General features: G+C 68.5%; 13 protein-coding genes and 1 pseudogene. 12 read left to right on the forward strand and 2 right to left on the reverse strand.

The genetic code is table 11. From position 1 onward, the window contains the following. Window positions 1-79: 79 nt before the first annotated feature. Window positions 80-1,441, forward strand: coding sequence for an amidase (locus CBI38_RS21700; RefSeq protein ID WP_109332086.1), 1,362 nt, complete (start codon window positions 80-82; stop codon window positions 1,439-1,441). Window positions 1,442-1,464: 23 nt separating this feature from the next. On the opposite strand, the gene CBI38_RS21705 is transcribed toward CBI38_RS21700, so the two are convergent. Next, window positions 1,465-2,652: a CaiB/BaiF CoA transferase family protein gene (locus tag CBI38_RS21705; RefSeq protein ID WP_109332087.1), complete on the reverse strand. Its 1,188-nt coding sequence runs from the start codon at window positions 2,650-2,652 to the stop codon at window positions 1,465-1,467. A gap of 184 nt (window positions 2,653-2,836) precedes the next feature. Between CBI38_RS21705 and CBI38_RS21710 the strand changes: the two genes are divergently transcribed. Continuing rightward, entirely contained in the window at window positions 2,837-3,955 is a 1,119-nt protein-coding gene (locus tag CBI38_RS21710; protein ID WP_109332094.1) for an XdhC family protein, read from the forward strand. A 134-nt stretch (window positions 3,956-4,089) separates the two neighbouring features. Then, the gene (locus CBI38_RS21715; protein ID WP_109332095.1) at window positions 4,090-4,695 is read left to right on the forward strand and encodes a hypothetical protein; all 606 of its coding nucleotides are present in this window, start codon (window positions 4,090-4,092) and stop codon (window positions 4,693-4,695) included. 18 nt (window positions 4,696-4,713) lie between these two features. Here the strand turns inward: CBI38_RS21715 and CBI38_RS21720 are convergent, their stop codons facing one another. After that, on the reverse strand, window positions 4,714-5,553 hold the full coding sequence (locus CBI38_RS21720) for an NmrA/HSCARG family protein (RefSeq protein ID WP_109332096.1): 840 nt from the start codon (window positions 5,551-5,553) through the stop codon (window positions 4,714-4,716). Between the two features lie 303 nt (window positions 5,554-5,856). Here CBI38_RS21720 and CBI38_RS21725 point away from each other — a divergent pair, with 303 nt between their 5' ends. The 9 genes and pseudogenes from CBI38_RS21725 (at window position 5,857) to CBI38_RS21765 (ending at window position 19,038) form a co-directional block, all read left to right on the forward strand. Next, on the forward strand, window positions 5,857-7,560 hold the full coding sequence (locus tag CBI38_RS21725) for a PucR family transcriptional regulator (protein WP_109332097.1): 1,704 nt from the start codon (window positions 5,857-5,859) through the stop codon (window positions 7,558-7,560). Between the two features lie 165 nt (window positions 7,561-7,725). Next, window positions 7,726-9,153, forward strand: coding sequence for a uracil-xanthine permease family protein (locus CBI38_RS21730; protein WP_109332098.1), 1,428 nt, complete (start codon window positions 7,726-7,728; stop codon window positions 9,151-9,153). A gap of 76 nt (window positions 9,154-9,229) precedes the next feature. Then, entirely contained in the window at window positions 9,230-10,141 is a 912-nt protein-coding gene (locus CBI38_RS21735; RefSeq protein ID WP_109332099.1) for an FAD binding domain-containing protein, read from the forward strand. 2 nt (window positions 10,142-10,143) lie between these two features. Beyond that, complete coding sequence (locus tag CBI38_RS21740; RefSeq protein WP_109332100.1) at window positions 10,144-10,788, forward strand: (2Fe-2S)-binding protein; 645 nt, start codon at window positions 10,144-10,146, stop codon at window positions 10,786-10,788. Next, a complete protein-coding gene (gene cutA, locus CBI38_RS21745) occupies window positions 10,785-13,283 on the forward strand; it encodes an aerobic carbon-monoxide dehydrogenase large subunit (protein WP_109332101.1) in 2,499 nt (832 codons plus the stop codon). The genes CBI38_RS21740 and cutA overlap by 4 nt, the downstream gene beginning before the upstream one ends. Continuing rightward, on the forward strand, window positions 13,280-13,936 hold the full coding sequence (locus CBI38_RS21750) for an SRPBCC family protein (RefSeq protein WP_109332104.1): 657 nt from the start codon (window positions 13,280-13,282) through the stop codon (window positions 13,934-13,936). The genes cutA and CBI38_RS21750 overlap by 4 nt, the downstream gene beginning before the upstream one ends. A 181-nt stretch (window positions 13,937-14,117) precedes the next feature. Further along, entirely contained in the window at window positions 14,118-16,220 is a 2,103-nt protein-coding gene (locus CBI38_RS21755) for a hydantoinase/oxoprolinase family protein (protein ID WP_109332110.1), read from the forward strand. Beyond that, on the forward strand, window positions 16,217-18,166 hold the full coding sequence (locus CBI38_RS21760; protein WP_109332111.1) for a hydantoinase B/oxoprolinase family protein: 1,950 nt from the start codon (window positions 16,217-16,219) through the stop codon (window positions 18,164-18,166). The genes CBI38_RS21755 and CBI38_RS21760 overlap by 4 nt, the downstream gene beginning before the upstream one ends. Before the next feature lie 4 nt (window positions 18,167-18,170). Then, window positions 18,171-19,038, forward strand: a pseudogene (locus CBI38_RS21765) (NmrA family NAD(P)-binding protein). Window positions 19,039-19,085 lie beyond the last annotated feature (47 nt).

Consider the following 19,085-nt stretch of genomic DNA (forward strand, 5'->3'; position numbering starts at 1 on the left):
ATTCCTGTGCACACTGGCCGTGTGCGGCGGGTTCGGCGATGTCTAGCGTCGACCCCTGAGCACGAGCCGAGGAGGACATGTGTGGGGTAACGACGGCAGCTGGGTCGGCTCGGACGCGCAGACGATCGCACGCGCGGTGACGAACCGGGAGGTGTCCGCGAGTCAGGTGCTCGACGAGCACCTGGCGCACATCAAGGCCCGGAACCCGGAACTGAACGCCGTCGTCACCGTCGCCGAGGATCAGTCGATCCGGGCCGCCGACGACCTGGACATCCGGATCGGCCGAGGGGAGGACGTCGGTCCGCTGGCCGGGGTCCCGTTCACCGTGAAGGACCTGATCGCGACCGCGGGTGTCCGGACGACGGCGGGATCGCGCGCGCTCGAGCACAACGTGCCTTCTGTCGACGCGCCCGCGGTGGCCGCGATGAGGGCGGCCGGCGCGATTCTCGTCGGGAAGACGAACACCCCGGAGTTCGGGGCGAGCGGCCTGACGCACAACGATCTCTTCGGGTACACGGTGAATCCCCTCCGACCCGACGGTGTTCCCCGCTCACCCGGTGGGTCGAGCGGCGGCGAGGCGGCGGCGATCGCGTCCGGGATGAGTGTCGTCGGTCTCGGCACCGACTTCGGCGGCTCGGTCCGCTGGCCCGCCCACTGCACGGGTCTGCGGTCCGTGCGCCCGACGATCGGCCGGGTGGACTGCGACGGACAGTATCCAGGCGTCCCGTCGGGCGATCACCTGCTGACCAATCCGGCGACCATGCACGGCACGCTGCAGACGATCGGCCCGATGGCGCGGACACTGGACGACGCGGCGCTCGTGCTGCGGGTGCTCTCGTCGGCGCAGTACCGCTGGACGGACCCGGCTTCGGTGGACCTTCCGCGTCTCGACATCACGTGGGCGCCCGGCGACGGGACCGTCCCGGTGGACACGGAGATTGTCGCGGCCGTGGCCGGCGCCGCCGGACGGCTCGGCGCCCGCCCGTACGAGGGCGGGGCGCTGTCGGAGGGCAACGATCTGTTCGGCAGGTTGCGTGCGGTCGAAACCCACACCGACATCACCGAACTCGGTACCGACTTCGGAACGAACATCGCCACGATGTTCGCCGACGCGCGGGACGTGGACCGGCGCCTGGTCGAGCGACTGTGGGCGCAGCGAGCGGAACTCATCCACCGATTGCTCGGCGAGATGGGCGACGTGCTCGTCCTTCCCGTCGCCTCGATCCCGGCGCCGCCGCTCGGCGAAGAACTGTTCGCCGTCGGTGGGCAGTCGCTCACGTGGGCTCAGGCCCTGGCGAGTTGCCGCGCGATCAGTGTGACGGGTCTGCCGTCCGTCGTCGTTCCGGTGGGAAGTACCCGGTCCGGGTTACCGATCGGCGTGCAGGTCGTCGGTCGCCCGTGGTGCGAGCACGTGGCGTTGGCCGTGGCCGCCCGGTTGTGAGGCGACCACGGCCGACGCGCGCGTCAGATCACCCGGTCTCGCCGCAGGCCCTCGATGTCTTCGTCGCTCAGCCCGAATTCACCGAGCACCTCGGCCGTGTCCTGGCCCAGCACCATCGGCGGCGCATTCCGGATGGGCAGGGTCTCGTCGTCCACCCAGAACGGACCCCGGACCAGCGGCACTTCCCCGCCGTCCGGTGTGCCCACCGGCTGCACCATTTTCAGCGCCTGCACCTGCGGGTCGGCGAAGGCCTGATCGATCGTGTGGACGGGACCGCACGGGATGCCCTCCGCGCGAATCGATGTGACCCATTCGGCGGCCGGCCGCACCGACAGCAGTTCGAGAAGTTCCTTGGTGAGCCGATCGCGGTGCGCGAGTCGTGACTGGCCGGTGCGGTATTCGGGCCGGTCGGCGAGGCCGGGGTCCCCGAGAACCTGGCACAGCGACACCCAGTGCCGGTCCGAGCCGGTCGCGATGATGATGGGGAAATCGGCCGTGGCGAACGTGCCGTACGGCGTGATGGTCGGGTGCGTGTTTCCGTTCGGCTCCGCGACGCGTCCGGTGCTCAGGTAGTTCTGCGCCTGGAACGACATGATGGACAGGGCCGATTCGAGCAGCGACGTCTGCACGTGATGACCGGCGCCGTCATTGCCCCGGGACACGAGCGCCGCCGTGATGCCCAGCGCCGCATAGATGCCGGACACAGTGTCGATGATCGGGACGCCGACGCGCATCGGCGTGTGGTCGCCGGCCCCGGTCACCGACATCAGACCCGACATGCCCTGCGCCACCTGATCGAGTCCGGGTGAGAACTGCTCGGGTCCGGTCGGGCCGAAACCGCTGACACTCATGACAATCACCCCGGGGTTGTCCTCAGCGAGCGACTCCTGGTCGAGTCCCATGTCGGCGAGGACGCCGGGACGGAAATTCTCCACGATGACGTCCACGTCGACGGCCATGCGGCGCAGCAGTTTCCGGCCCTGCTCGCTGCGCATGTCGAGCGTGACGGACCGTTTGCCGCGGTTGACGGAGGCGAAGTACAGGCTGTCGCTGCCGTCGAACGGCGGCCACTGCCGGGAACTGTCGCCACCGGAACGGGTCTCGACCTTGATGATGTCGGCGCCGAAATCCGACAGCAGTGCCGTGCACAGCGGACCGGCGAGGGCCCGCGTGAGGTCGAGGACCCGGATCCCGCTGAGCAACTGATTCATGGTGGATCCTCGGTTCTCTGTGTAAGGAAGGGTGACCGTCCGAGAATTGCGGACCCGCCGATCGATAGCGATGGCGAGAATGCACAAGCGGCCGCTGGGGATTTCGGCGCATTGTGTGCCGCGACGGCCGGTCGCCGCCGGTTAGCGTGAGGGTCCCGACGAAGCACCCGAGGAGTACGAGACGATGCGCGACATCCTGACGGGCCTGCAAGCGTGGTTCGATCGTGGCGAGAGCTTCGTCCTCGCCACGGTGGTACGCACCTGGAAGTCGTCTCCACGGGCACCGGGCGCAGCGATGGCCGTGTCGGAATCCGGTGAGGTGCTCGGAAGTGTGTCCGGTGGGTGCGTCGAGAGCGCCCTGTACGAGACGGCGCGGGACGTGCTGGCCGACGGACGGAGCCGGACCGAAGTGTTCTGTGTGGCGGACGACGACGCGATCGGTGTCGGTCTGACGTGCGGCGGCACCATCGAGGTGTTCGTTCAGCGTATCGGGCACAACGACTTCCCGGACTTCGCGAACGTGGCGCGCAGGATCCGCGGCGGTGAGTCGATCGCCGTCGTGACGGAGACCGGCGACGGATCACGGACCCGGCGCTGTGTGATCACCGGGGACGGGGTCGCGGGCGACCTCGACCTGCCGGAGACCGATGTCGAGAATGTCCGCCGCCGTCTCGACGCCGGCGAGTCGCTGGTGTATCAGCTGCAGTCCGAGACGGCGTGCATGGTCGAGATCTTCGCGCCCCCACCGCGGATGTACATCTTCGGGGCCATCGACTTCGCGGCGGCCATGTGCACGCTGGGCGCGTTCGCCGGCTACCACGTCACGGTGATCGACGCCCGCGCAGTGTTCGCGACCCGCGCCCGATTCCCGGACGCCGACGACGTCGTCGTGATGTGGCCGCACCGGTTCCTCGAGACCGCGCCGGTCGACCACCGGACGGTCCTCGCGGTGCTCACCCACGACGAGAAATTCGACATCCCGCTGCTGGAGCTGGCCCTGCGATCGGACGCCGCGTACATCGGCGCGATGGGCAGCCGGGCCACGCACGAGCGCCGGGTCGCGCTGCTGCGGGAACGGGGGACGACCGCGGCGGAGCTGGCGCGGCTGCATTCCCCGATCGGCCTCGACCTGGGCGCCCGCACTCCCGAGGAGACCGCGGTGTCAATCCTCGCCGAGATGATGAAGACGACCCGGGGCACCACCGGGCTCGAGCTCCAACAGCTGAGCGGTCCGATTCACCGTGATGTCGAAGTCCAGGAGTGCGTAGCCGGCGGGCCACCAGTCGCATCAGGGCGTGGGTAATCGGACGCAGTTTCGGGTAACCGGATGTGGAGCGACGACGCGGGACGTCAAGGCGGTGGAAGGGGCGTCTCCGGCGCCGGTGTGGAACCCCTCAGCGGCGGCACCCCATTCCTTTCACCCGACATAGAGGCCTCATGAACATCATCACCGCACTTCCCCTGGCCATACTGCGCGCGCAGTACACGATCGTGCGCTACCCCCTTCACCTGATCGACGACCAGGTCATCGCACACCTGGCACCCGGAGCACCGGCCCGACGGCTGTACCGGGGCGGCCTCGGCCTGCTCGATTGCGCCGTCGGCACCGTTCTGGGTCACCAGGACCGTGCCCATCGTGGTGCCGACGCCCCACCCAGCATCACCCTGGTCACCGGCACCGCGTCCGACACGGATGACGATCCCAGCGCCTCGGATATCGCTGCCGCCGAGGTCGAGACCGCCTCTCGATCCGCGGCCGTCGAGAACGCCGAGCTGAACGAGAAGGCGGCCCACCAACTCGACACCGATTCGCTCGCCGAGCACTTCGACGACATCGAGGTCCCGCGCCGGCACGAGCACTCCCCGACTACCGACACCGCCGACGCGGCGACCACCACCGTCATAACCCAGCTTGCGGACGCCGCGAGCACCGAACCCGACACGACACTGACCGGTGAGCTGGCCGACCGCGTAGCCGAACTCGCCCGCGCCGACACCCCACCACCGGGCACCCGGACAACCCCGACCGGCAAACGCCACTAATCTGCGGAGATCACGCGGTCACGCCAACTCGGCTGCCCAACCGGCGAAGCTCTGCCACCCCACCTCGGGGTAGAGCCGGCGCAGTTCGCCGATGTTCGCGTCGTACCCGGTGTCGGTAAGGAAGCGGAACATCGCGCGCATGTCCGGCGATGCGATGGCGTCCGCGTCGGACGCATGGGCATGAACCGGCGTGCCCAGTACCTCGCTGAGCACCTCGGCCATCCGACGTGGCGTCGGATCGTCCGACGCCAGGTCGATTCGTGTCCGGGCAAAGCGGTCCGGATCGTCGAACACGAGGGCGACGAACCGACCGAGGTCCCGGCGCGACAACTGCTGCAGCGGGGTGTCGACCGGCAGAGGCAGATCGAGCCGGCCTCGGCGGATGCCGTCGAGGCCACCGAGCAGGTTGTCATAGAAATAGGTCGGCCCGACGATCGTGTACGAGACCGAGGAGTCTCGCAGCAACGACTCGGTCGCAGCCTTCGTATCGAAATGTGGGACCTCGGTGCTCTTGTCCGCGTCGGCCACCGAAGAAAACACCACGTGGGGAACACCGGAGTCAGTGAACGCGCCGACAAGCGCTGCACCCTGAGCGATCTCCGCCTCCGGGCCGTCCTCGAAAGGCGTTGTCATGGCGAACACGCCCGCGCACCCCTCGACGGCAGACGCGATCGCCGCCTGATCGGTGATATCAGCCACGGCAATGTCGACGCCTCGCAGGCGCAACGCGTCTGAGCGCGAAGAGCTTCGACGGACAAGCGCTCGCACCTCGCGTCCTCGTTCGAGGAGCGCGTCGACGACGGCGCCTCCTTGACCACCCGTTGCTCCGACGACTGCGTACGGCTCATTCATGGGCACAAGACCTCTCCTTCTCGACCGCGCCAGCCTACTCGCAGGCTCCGGCCGCTCACCGTGACGTCTGCCCTGGTCGGTGCGACGATGGTTGTGATCCGGTCCAGGTTGAAAGCACGCGACCTGCCTGGCTGTGTGCGGTAGGCGCGCGCCAAATGCCGATCCACGAGTTGCCCTCCGTGTACATAGGTTTCGTGCGCATCCGAGTGCGCCGCGTGACCGTCGTTTGACGGGTATTCGGTTTCGACTTAAGGTCACACTTTCGCGCCATCCGGGGCGAGTGTCGTATCAGGTGGGCAGGGTGTTGCAGTGACGACGAGGGATGTCGGTGGTTCTGCTCCCGGGTTCCGCGCAGCCGCCGACACCGGCGACGGGCCTGGTCCTGGCGTTGCGCCGCAACCGTTCGCCCAGGTGCTGATGTCGGATCTCCTCGTCTCCCCGACCCTGGTCGCCGGCGCGACCGGCACCTCGCGTGAGGTGTCGAACGTCGCCGTGATGGCGGTGCCGGACATCGGACCGTGGCTCCGGACCGGACAGCTGCTGCTCACCACGTCGGCGGTTCTCGGCCGGCTGGTCGAGCCGATCGACGCGTTTCTTGCGCGGCTCGACAGGCGGGGCGTCTCCGGGCTCGCCGTCCGTCTCGACGACCCCGCCGCGGCGCTGCCGGCCGAGATGTCCCATGCTGCCGACGAACTCGGGCTTCCCGTCGTCGTGGTCGCGGACCTGTACTCGCAGGCACACCCGCTGGCGGGTGCGCTCGCGGAGTTGTCGGCCCGGCAGGTCGACGCCGTGTTCGAGGCCGACCGGTTGCGGAAAGTGCTCGTGGACGTCGTGATGGCAGGCGGTGGATTCACCGAACTCGCCGTCGCCGTCCACGGTGAACTGGGCGGGGCCGTGCTGATCACGACACCCGACGGACGTCAGTTGTGCCGGGCCGGCGACGAGTCCGAGCTGAACCGGCTGGCGTCGAGTGCCGCGCTCGACTCCACCGGCCGGGTCCGCACCGATTCGACCGAGGGCGGGCTCGGCCTGCACCGGCTGGGCGACGAGTTCCTCGCCGTCTCAGCGATTTCGGCCAACGGCATCGACCACGGGCGGCTGGTGCACTTCAGCACCGGGCACACGCTGCGCAGCGAAGACATGTATCTCGTCGAGCAGGCGGCGGCGGTGTGCGCTCTGGTCGTCGCCCGCGAACTCGTCGTGTCCTCGGTGGAGGAGAAGCACCGCGCGAACTTCGTGCGGGACCTGCTGCTCGGCCGCGGCGGCGAACACGAGCACGTCGCCGCGCATGCCAAGACGTTCGGCTGGGACCTGGACCGTCCCGTGGTCGTCGTGGTGATCGAACCCGATCCGGTCGGCGAGGACGAGCCGTCGATGCCCACCCGGATGCCGCTCGTCGAGCGGCAGGCGCGGGCATTCACGAGTGCCGTCGCGGGCCGGGACACGGGCGCCGCCGTCACCGCACTGGCGACGGAGACGGTGATCCTGATGGGTGTCGGCACCGACACGCTGAATCTGGTCAACGAACTGGTCGCGTACGTGCGCGGCGACGGCGGCGGCGGGCGCATGCCCTTCGGGGTGGGGGTGTCCCGGCCGACGGACTCGGTGGACGGCATCCCGGCCCTCTACGGTCAGGCCCGGACCGCGCTGAAGGTGGGACGGCAGATCACCGGCGCCTGGGCCGTGACGCATTTCGACGACCTCGGCGTCTACCGGCTGCTGAGCCTCGTCGAGGACGACCGGGAGCTCGAGTCGTTCGCCTCCGAGACCCTCCGCGAACTGACCGCCGACACACCCGAGGCGCAGGACATGCGCCGCACCCTCGAGGTGTTGCTCGCCACCAACATCAACATCGCCGAAACCGCACGTCAACTCCACTTTCACTACAACACCCTGCGGTACCGGGTGGTGAAGCTGGAGAAGATGCTGGGGTCGTTCACCGATCACCCCGAATTGCGCCTCGACCTGTCGCTCGCCCTCAAGATCATGGCGATGCGCGGCATCAATTCCTAAAGTTGCCAATTTCGCCGGACACGCACTGGCAGATTCTTCTCACGCCGGGTGGCTGACGCTGTAATAACGTTTCTCTCCTATCGAGGTGCAACTGTGACATGCGGCACATCATCGAAGCTGGCCGCCCGGCACCCCTGCACCGCCACCTGTCTGAAAGGTCCCCCTATGCCTATCTGGACACTGCACGGAGATGGCAAGACCATCGCGCCCGGGGAGGTCGTCGCCCCGAGCGAACGGCTCAGCTGGGGTCGCACGATCGGGCTCGGCGGGCAGCACGTGGTCTCGATGTTCGGGGCCACGTTCGTCTTCCCGATCATCATGGGTCTCAATCCGCAACTGGCCGTGATGTTGTCGGGTTTCTGCACCCTCTTCTTCCTGCTGGTCGTCAAGGGCCGGATTCCCAGCTACCTGGGGACGTCGGCCGCGTTCGTCGGCGGCATCGCCGCCATCCGCGCCCAGGGCGGCACCTCCGCGCAGGTGACCGGGGCGATCCTGGTGTCGGGTCTCGTGCTCGCCGGGATCGGCGTGCTGATCCACTTCCTCGGCGGCGGGGTGGTGTTCAAGATCCTGCCGCCCGTGGTCACCGGTGCCGTCGTCATGCTGATCGGGTTCAACCTGGCCCCGGTCGTGGCCGGAACGTACTGGCCGCAGGACCAGTGGGTCGCGCTGACGGTGATGGTCGTGCTGGTGGTGGCGAGCGTCGCGCTCCGCGGATTCCTCGGGCGGGTCGCCATCTTCCTGACGCTGCTCTTCGGATACGTGCTGTCGTGGGTGCTGGACCTGACGACCGGCATGATCACGTCGTACGACCCGGTGGCCGGCGGGGTCACTGAGCACTTCCGCGTCAACTGGGACGGCGTCTCCTCGGCGTCGTGGATCGGACTTCCGCCGTTCTCCGACGAGGCGAACGGCATCGTGGGCATTCACGCGCCGTCGTTCAGTCTCACGTTCATCGTCCTCGTGATGCCCGGTGTGATCGCCCTGATCGCGGAGAACGCCGGACACGTCAAGGCCGTCGCCGAGATCACCAAGACCGACCTCGATCCGATGATGGGACGCGCCCTGATCGGCGACGGCCTGGCCACCACCATCGCGACCAGCGTCGGCGGATCCCCCACGACGACGTACGCCGAGAACATCGGCGTCATGGCCGCGACGAAGGTGTACTCGACGGCCGCGTACGCCGCGGCAGGCGTCATCGCGATGCTGCTGGGTTTCTCCCCCAAGTTCGGTGCCGTCATCTCCGCGACCCCGGGTGGGGTGCTCGGCGGAATCACGGTGGTGCTCTACGGGATCATCGGCCTGCTCGGCGCGAAGATCTGGAAGGAGAACGGCGTCGACTTCGGCAACCCGCTCAACCTGATGCCCATCGCCGCCGGCCTGATCATCGCGATCGGTGACACCGAGCTGACGTTCACGGACAGTTTCTCCCTCAGCGGCATCGCGCTCGGCACCATCGTGGTGATCGGGATGTACCACCTGTGCCGCGTCATCGCCCCGAAGGACGCCGACGACGCGGGGGCCGGCGGTCATACCCCGCAGCCCACCGCGGACGACGGAACGGCCCCGGATCGGGTCGGTCAGCTCACGTGATCTGCCATCGGGGGGACGTGAGTTTTGTCACTTGTTCACGAAACGTCGAGCGTACGATGCGGGCAGGATCTGAGGAATGAAACCGTCGCCACTGACTTATCACCGACCTCGGTCGATCGACGAGGCCTGTCAGATCCTCGCGGACGTGGCTCACGAGGGAAAAGTGCTCGCGGGCGGGCAGTCGCTGATCCCGCTGCTCTCGATGCGGCTGGCCGCGCCGGCGCACCTCGTCGACATCGGATCGATCCCCCGGCTGGACGCGGTGTCGTCGTCACGCGAGCTCGGTGTCACGTTCGACGCACTGACCACCCATTCGGTGCTCGAAGCGGACCGCGGCGCCGCCCAGGTGCAGCCGCTGATCGGCCGCGGGCTGCGTCTCGTCGCACACCCGACCATCCGCAACCGCGGCACGACGGTCGGCTCGATCGTCCACGCCGACCCGTCCGCCGAGATGCCTGCCGTGCTGGCGCTGCTCGGCGGCTCGGTCACCGTGCGTTCGGTGCGCGGGGTCCGGGAGATCCGCTCGACCGACCTGTTCGCCGGGCCGCTCGAGACGACGCTCGAGGCGGACGAGATCGCCACGAGCGTCACCGTCCCGGCCGCCGATCCCGGTGTCGGGACGGCGATCGACGAGATCGCCCGCAGACACGGCGACTACGCGCTCGTCGGGGTCGCGGCACAGGTGCGGGTCGAAGGCGGTGCGGTCGCGGAGGCCCGGATGACGTACGTGTCGGCCGGCGAGCTCGGTGAGGTCGTCGACTATACGGACGTGCTGCGGGGTGCGTCCGCGACGGACGACCGGGACCCGTTGTGGCGGAATCTGTCCGAGTTCGCGCGGGAGCGGATCGACACCGAGCCCGACATCCACGCCACGGCGCGGTACCGGTCGCAGCTGGTGGCGGCGCTGACCGCCCGGGTCGGATTCGCGGCCGCGCAGGATGCAGTACTCGACGGTGCCGCCGTGCACGCGTCGGCGGGAGGAAGGTGACCATGGCAAAGGCAACTCACAGCATCGACGAACAACTCGCCGAACTGCAGGAGGAAACGGGCGAACAGCACCTCGCGGTGACGTTCACGCTCAATGCGGTGACGCAGACGGTAGTGCTGCCGTCGCGCACCCTCGCGTCCGACGCGATCCGGCACCATCTGCGCCAGACGGGGACACACGTCGGCTGCGAGCACGGGGTCTGCGGCGCATGCACCGTGCTGCTCGACGGCAAGCCAGTGCGGTCGTGCCTGGTGCTCGCGGCGAGCCTCGAGGGCCGGGAGGTCACCACCGTCGAGGGTCTCGTCGAACCCGACGGCACCCTGCATCCGGTGCAGCAGGCGTTCATCGACTGCCACGGTCTGCAGTGCGGATTCTGCACTCCCGGCTTCGTGACCACCATCGCCGCGTTCCTCGAGGAGAACGATTCGCCCACCCGCGAGGAGGCCACCGACGCGATCGCGGGCAACCTCTGCCGGTGCACCGGATACCAGAACATCAGGGCGGCCGTGCTGCGTGCCGCGGAGATCAAGCGCGAGCGTTCGGGCGAGTTCCCGCTCGGCGAGGACGACGAGTCGTCGCGGGCCTCACTCGATCCGAAGGTCCGCGGCACGACAAACCCGGTCGGTGGAAGGGCAGGGCGAGCATGAGCGTCACGAAACCCCGCACCGAGCCCGCGTCCACCACGGGTGCCGACGCGCCCGCCGCGTCGGAGAAGTTGTTCGGCAAGCCGATTCCCCGCACGGAGGACGCCCGGCTCCTGTCCGGCAACGGCCGCTACCTCGACGATCTGGGTCACAACGCGCTCATCGCCGCGTTCGTCCGGTCACCGCACGCGCATGCCCGCATCACGGGGATCGACATCGATGCCGCGCTCGATCTGCCCGGTGTGCACGCGATCTACACGTACGACGACCTCGTGGACGATTCCCCGGAGATGGCGGAGAACCTCCCCCTCCTCATCCCGCATCCGGCGATCACCGCCCCACGCAACGGGTATCCGCTCGCGAAGGACGAGGTGAACCACGTCGGCGAGGCGATCGCGATGGTGGTCGCCGACAACCGGTACATCGCCGAGGACGCGTGCGCCAAGATCGACGTCACGTACGAGATGCTCCCACCGGTCGTGGGCATCGACGTGGCGCGGCAGGCGGGCAACGCGGTGCACGCGGACGTCCCCGACAACGTCGCGGCGCACCTGCAGCACGGATTCGGCGACGTGGATGCGGAACTCGCGAACGCACCGCACCGGCTGACCCTGAACCTCGAGATCGAGCGGTCGGCGTCGATGCCGATGGAGGGCAAGGGCGTCTACGCGCGCTGGGACACCGACGAGCAGGCGCTCACGTTCTGGACGTCCACGCAGACGTCGACGTCGGCCCGTGCCGCGATCGCGGCACGACTGAAGATGGCACACAACAAGGTCCACTGCATCGCCCCCGACGTCGGCGGCGGTTTCGGCGTCAAGATCGTCCACCCGTGGCCGGAGGAGGTCATGGTCACCTGGGCCGCGCGACGGCTCGGGACGGCGGGGATCTCGAGCGAGGTCAAATGGGTCGAGGACCGCCGCGAGCACTTCGTGTCGAGCGCGCACGAGCGCGGCCAGATCCAGGAAGTGACGGTCGGATTCGACGACGACGGCACACTCCTCGCGTTCGACTTCACGTTCTGGCACGACAACGGCGCCTACCTGCCGTACGGGATCATCGTCATGCTGAACACGTCGACGCAGGTGCTGGGGCCGTACAAGCCGAAATCGTTCCGGGTGGACGCGTACTCGCTCTACACGAACACGGTCATCGTCACGCCCTACCGCGGCGCCGGCCGACCGCAGGCCGTGTTCGCGATGGAACGGGCGATGGACGCGATCGCGAAGTATCTCGGCAAGGACGTCATCGAGGTCCGCGAGCACAACTTCATCCGTCCCGAGGAAATGCCGTACGACTTCCACCTCACGTTCCAGGACGGCCGCCCGCTGATCTACGACACCGGCAACTACCAGGCCGGGATCGACAAGCTCAAGACACTCATCGACTGGGACGGGTTCGCCGAGTACAAGAAGCAGGCGAAGGCCGAAGGCCGGACCGTGGGCATCGGGATCGGCGCCTACGTGGAAGGCACCGGACCCGGCCCCTACGAGGGTGCGCACGTCCTCGTCGAGACGTCCGGGAAGGTCAAGGCCGCAACGGGTCTGACCACCCAGGGGCAGGGCCACCAGACGGCGTTCGCGCAGATCGTCGCGGACGACCTCGGCGTGCCGGTCACCGACGTGGAGATCGTCACCGGCGACACCCGTCGATTCGGCTACGCCGTCGGCACGTTCGCGTCCCGCGGCGCCGTGATGTCCGGATCGGCGTTCCACGTGGCGGCGCAGATGGTGGCCGAGAAGGCCCGCACGATCGCCGGTGAGGCGCTGAACCTCGATCCCGCCGAACTGGAACTGCGCGGTGGGCACGTGTGCAAGATCGGCACGCTGCCCGGCGCCGAGGGCACGTCCATCTCGCTGGGGGTGGTCGCGGTGCTGTCGAATCCGCTGCGCTACGCGTTCGACGACGCGTCGAGGCAGGCCACCGGATTCGCGAAAGCCGACACGGACATGACGATTCCGCCGGTTCGGGAGGGCGAGCAACCCGGGCTGGAGGCCACCGGCTACTACTCGCCCCCGACGTCGACCTTCGCGTCCGGTGTGCACGCGGCGATCGTCGAAACCGATCCGGTGACGGCGGAGATCCACGTGCGGCGGTACGCCGTGATCCACGACTGCGGCAACGTCATCAACCCGCGGATCGTCGAGGGCCAGGTCATGGGCGCCGTCGCGCAGGGTGTCGGTGGCGCGCTCTACGAGAGGATCGTCTACGACGAGCACGGCCAGATGCTCAACGCGTCGTACATGGATTTCCTGATGCCGTTCGTCACCGAGATGCCCGACTCGCTCGAGATGGACCACACCGTCACCCCCTCCGGTCTCAATCCCCTCGGGATGAAGGGCGCAGGCGAGGCGGGCGTGATCCCGACGTCCGCCGTCATCGCGGCAGCGATCGAGGACGCGGAAGGCATCCCGATCACCTCCATGCCGATATCCCCTTCCGAGTTGTTCGAGCTTCGCCTCGCACACGCGTCGTCACAGAGCAAGGAGAACGAATGAGAATCGCCGGCACCGCCCTACTGACGGCCCCACCGGAGGCCGTGTATGACAACCTGCAGGACGGACGGGTCCTCGCGGCGACTATCCCGGGGGTGCAATCCCTCGAGCAGCTCAGCGACAACCATTACAAGCTGTCCATCACCGCGGGCGTCGCGTCCATCAAGGGCACCTATGACGGCGAAGTGATTCTGTCGCAGCAGAATCGGCCCGAGTCGTTCGTGATGACGGCATCGGGTGCCGGTGCTCCCGGCACCGTCAAGGCCGACGTGACGGTGCGGCTCGAGGAACGCGACGGCGGCACCCTGCTCAGTTACGACGCGGACGCCGTCGTCGGCGGCATGGTCGGCGGTGTCGGGCAGCGGATGATCACCGGTGTCGCGAAGAAGATGGCCGGAGTGTTCTTCAAAGGCATCGACGGTGTGATCGCCAACGGCATCCCGGCTGCCGAGGTCGCCGCGGTGGCCGCCGAGGTTCCGGCGGTCGCCGGCGTCGCGGAGGCGGTCCCGGTTCCCGCGGCAGCCGCCGCAGGGGTGCGGGTATCCGAGGGCACCTCGACGACAACCGTTCTCGCGTCGGCTGCACTCGGTGCGGGCATCGCCCTCGCCGGTGTACTCGTCGGCGGCATCCTCGTGCGGGGCGCCTGCTCGAAGTAACGCCGCCACAACTCGTCACACAGCACCCCGAACCGTCCGGTTCGGGGTGCTGTCGTCTGTCCGGGGTCCTCCGGTCGCGGCAACGCCGAACGAGGACCGGTGAGTTCGGCGATATGTGACAAAGAAACCGGACGTCCGAAGCGGTGCAATTGCGGTACGCGAGACGAGCCCAGGAGGAATCGTGGAATCCAGAAAAATTCGGGTCGGTATCGACACCGGCGGAACATTCACCGACGTCGTGGCTGTGGACGAGGAGTCCGGAGCCGTCGTCACCACCAAGACACCCTCGACGCCCGCCGACCCGGCGCAGGGATTCCTCACCGGAATCGAGAAGGTGCTCGCCAAGCTCGGTGAGACCGGCGACGCGATCGGCGCCGTCAGCCACGGCACCACCGTCGCCACCAACAAGCTCCTCGAGGGGAAGGTCGAGAACCTCGGGTTCATCACCACCGAGGGTTACGAGCACGTCCTCGAGATCGCCCGCCAGTCCGTCCCCGACGGCTACGGCAACTCCTACTTCTGGGTCAAGCCCGACCGGATCGTCCCCGCCGACCGCGTCCGCACCATCGGCGGCCGGCTGGCGTTCGACGGCAGCGAGATCCGCCCCCTCGTCGAGGACGACGTCCGCAACGCCGCCCGGTTCTTCGCCGAGCGGGGCATCCGCACCATCGGCGTGTGCCTCATGCACTCTTACGCAAACCCGAGCCACGAGAACCGCGTCCGGGATCTTCTGCTCGAGGAATACCCCGAGGCCACGGTGAGCATCTCCAGCCAGGTGCTACGCGAGTACCGCGAATACGAGCGGTCCATCACCACGCTCGTCGACGCGGCCGTGAAGCCGAACATCCGCAACTACGTGAACAACATCGCGAACCGGCTGCGCGAGTTCTCCTCCGACGAGGGCGAAGCCCGTGACATCCCGTTCTACGTGATGAAGTCGAACGGCGGTGTGCTCTCCGCCAAGGAGGTCGTGCACCAGCCGATCACGACGGTGCTGTCCGGCCCGGCGGCCGGCGCACTCGGTGCGGCGCTCATCGCGAGTGTCGCGGGTGTCGAACAGGTCCTCACGTGCGACGGCGGCGGAACGTCGACCGACGTCACCGTCGTGGTCCGCGGTGAGCCTGCGCTCACCACCGAGGGTCGGGTAGGGGCGTACCCGTCGAAGATCCCGATGATCGACGTCGTCACCGTCGGCGCCGGCGGCGGCTCCATCGCCTGGCAGACCCCCGAGGGAACGCTCCGCGTCGGACCGCAGTCGGCGGGCGCCGACCCCGGCCCGCTCTGCTACGGCAAGGGCGGCAGCGAGCCGACGATCACCGACGCCCACGTGCTGCTCGGCCGCATCCCACCCCACCTGCTCGGCGGCGAGATCCCCCTCGACACCGAACTGGCCCGCAAGGGCGTCGAGCAGCTCGCCCACCAGCTGAAGCTCGACTTCGAGGCGTGCGCCACCGGCATCCTCGAGGTGTCCGCGTGGAACCAGGCCAACGCGCTGCGGCAGATCACGGTCAAGCGCGGCCTCGACGTCCGCGACTTCACCCTGGTGACGTTCGGCGGATCCGGTTCGCTGCTCGCCTGCCGGCTGGTCGACATCCTCGGTCTCAAGGACGTCCTCGTCCCGCTGAACCCGGGCAACGTGTCCGCATTCGGGCTGCTCACGGTCGACGTCCGCAACGACTACGTGCAGACCCACGTCTGCAGGCACGACCGCCTGAAGATCGAGGAACTGCAGTCGGGGCTGGACGCGCTCGCCGCCGAGGCGGAACGCGCACTCGCCGACGAGGGTTTCGGCGAGGCGGAGCGCAGGTACGCGCGCTCGGCCGACCTGCGCTACCTCGGCCAGGCCTTCGAGGTGCGGGTGCCCGTCGGTGAGGGTCCCGTCACGCAGGAGTTGATGGACGACGCCGCAGACAGGTTCCACCAGGCGCACAAGGAGCTGTACGGCTACGACTTCCGCGGCGACCCACACCAGCACGTCGAGTGGGTCAACCTCCGCGTCAGCGGCATCGGCCCGATCAAGCGCCCGACGCTCAACGAGATCGCGGCGGGGACCGGAGCCGAGTCCGCCGTGACCGGTACCCGTCCGGCGTACTTCGACGAGTGGGTCACCACCCAGGTCTACGACCGGGCCCGGCTCGGCGCGGGCGACGTCCTCGAGGGTCCGGCGGTGATCGAGGAATTCAGCTCGACCATCCCGGTGCACCCCGGTTTCCGGGCGAGGATCGACACCTTCGGAAACATCCGCATCACCAAGATCGCCGACTCGAACGGAGCCAACCGATGACCGTCACCACCGAACCCGTTGCAGTGCAGGCGGTCAAGCCCTACCGGCTGACCCCGGTCGACGGCACGACGCCCGACCCGGTGCTGGTGGAGATCGTCGCCGGCTACCTCGCCAGCGTCGAGATGGAGGTCGAGACGTCGATCTCACGGACCTCCCGCTCCCCCATGATCCGCGACGCCCACGACTTCCGGGCCGGCATCCACGACCGCAACCTCCGGAAACTCACGGGCCGTTCGTATTCGGCGCTGGTGCACCCGGTGGCCCGGGACTTCCCGCTCGACACGATGAAGCCCGGCGACGTCTACTTCCACAACGACGTCTACCTGTCCGAAGGCGGCATCGGTCACCTCCCCGACCTCTGCGTCACCGTCCCGGTGTTCGCCACCCGACCGGGTGAGGAGGAACCGTCCGTCGTCGCGTTCGTGCAGGCGTTCGGCCACCACGACGACATCGGCGGCTGCTGCCCGGGATCGATGCCGTCCGGCGCGACCACGGTATACGAGGAGGGCCTGATGGTCCCGCCGATCAAGCTGTGGGATCAGGGTGTGCCCAACGAGGCCGCGCTGCGCATTATGACCCGCAACTCGCGGATGCCCGACGCGCTGGCCGCCGACCTCGACGCCGAGTGCTCGGCCTGCCTCATGGGCGCCCGTCGCCTCACCGAACTGTTCGAGCGGTACGGCTGCGACACCGTCGAGGCCTGCTTCGACGCGATGATGGACGCGACCACCGAGACGTACCGCCGGGAAATCCTCAGAAAGATCCCCGAGGGCGAGTACACGTGGGAGGACTACGCCGAACACGACGGCGTCGACGAGCCCATGCTGCACCGGCAGCGGATCACGCTCACCAAGACCGGCCCGGAGGACGAGGGCGGCGAACGCCTCATCCTCGACTTCAACGGCACCGGCCCGCAGGCCAAGGGTCCCATCAACCACTGCGGTGACTACGCCGACGGCAACTTCCTCATCAAGTGGCTCGCGCCGATCCTGCGCAACCTCGCCGACAGTCCCGAGCGGATGGCGGAACTCGACGTCAACGAAGGTGTCGTGCCGTTGATCGAGATGAAGTTCCCGGAGAAGGGCACGCTGATCACCCCGATCTTCCCGGCGCCCACCAACGCCCGGACGTTCGTGATCCTGCGGCTGCTCGGCGTGCTCGCCGGCGTCGTCGCGAAGGCCGTCGACGGGAACATGCCCGCCGACCAGGAGACCATCCGCTACACGGGGGTGTACGGCGAGGACTTCGACGGGCACTCGTACCTGATGCGGGAGGTGCTCGGCGGCGGGTCCGGCGGCAGGCACTACGCGGACGGGGAGGACACCATCCACGTCGTTCCCGACTCGCGGAACCTGCCGACCGAGTTCACCGAGAGCCGGTTCCCGTTCATCGTCGAGAAGCTCGGCCTGGCGAAGGACTCCGGCGGCGCCGGACGCTACCGCGGTGGCCTCGGCTACGAGAAGCACATCCGGATGCTCAAGGACGCGAACTTCATGTCGATCGCCGACCGGTCGATCCTCTCCTGCTGGGGAGTCAAGGGCGGCAAGGCCGGACGACCTTTCTCGGTGGTCCTCGACCCCGGTGGCCCGAACGAGCGCGAGTTCGACGCGCTGACCGACGCCGAACCGATCAAGGCCGGCGAAGTGGTGCGCATCCGCACCACCGGTGGCGGCGGCTGGGGCGACCCGCTCGACCGTCCGATCGAGGAGGTCGTCCGGGACGTGCTGTGGGGCAAGGTGTCCGCGGAGGGTGCACGCGTCGACTACGGTGTGGTGCTGGCCTCGTCGACCGGGGAACCGGTCGCGGACGTCGATGCCACGGACGCGCTGCGTGAGCAGATGCGCGCCGACCGAGGCCTCGACGAGCCCTTCTTCGACCGCGGTCCCGGTTACGAACGTCTCTCCGGCGGTGCGAAGTTCGCCGAGTTCGACTTCATCGATCGGTGATCCGATGACCGAGTCACTCTCCCGCGGCTCCGAGATCGCCGTCATCGGCGCCGCGGGGAAGACCGGCGCCGCCGTCGTGTCGGCGCTCGAGGGGCTCGCCGACGTACGCCGGGTGGTGCACACCGCCCGGCGTCCCGGCGACTTCGCCGTCGACCTCGAAACGGGTGCGGGACTCGAAGAGGCGCTGTCGGGTTGCCGGGGCGTGTACTTCATCGCCCCCAACGTGCACCCCGACGAGCCCGCGCTGCTGCGGAACGCGATGCGCGCCGCAGCGTCGGTGGGCGTCGAGCATCTCGTCTACCACTCCGTGGCCTGGCCGTACACCCCGCTCATGCCCCACCACGTCGACAAGGCGCGGTGCGAGGACGAACTCCGGACGTTCGGCGAGCTCCGGTGGACCGTCCTGCAGCCGTGCGCCTACGCCGAGAATTTCGGGGCGGTGCTGGCGGGCACGGCGACCACCGTCGAACTGCCCTACAGTCCCGACGCGGCGTTCTCGTTCGTCGCACTCGCGGACGTCGCCGAGGTGGCCGCCCGAGTGCTGATGGAGGGCCCCGACATCCACCACGGCGCCACCTACGAACTCGGCGGCCCGGAGGCCCTCAGCGTGCGGGACCTGTGCGCCCGGGCGGGTGGCCCGGTGTCGGTGAAGCAGGTGTCCGTCGACGACTGGATGTCGCGGCACGGGCGGGACCTGACAGACGATGGTCGCGCGCGACTGTCGGCGATGTTCGAGTTCTACGACCGGTACGGGGTTCCTCGCGGGCGGCGCGATGTTCGAGTCGCTGCTCGGGCGCCCGCCCACCACCCTCCCTAGGGGGAACTGCCCAGCCGGGGCGCGCACGCCGGGGACGTCGCGGTCAGAACCCTGACCCCGGACGCAACCGGGCGCCGGGGCCGTCAGCATCCGCGGACCGGG

Origin of the sequence: Rhodococcus oxybenzonivorans (assembly GCF_003130705.1) — a bacterium.
In the GTDB taxonomy this organism is placed as follows: domain Bacteria; phylum Actinomycetota; class Actinomycetes; order Mycobacteriales; family Mycobacteriaceae; genus Rhodococcus_F; species Rhodococcus_F oxybenzonivorans.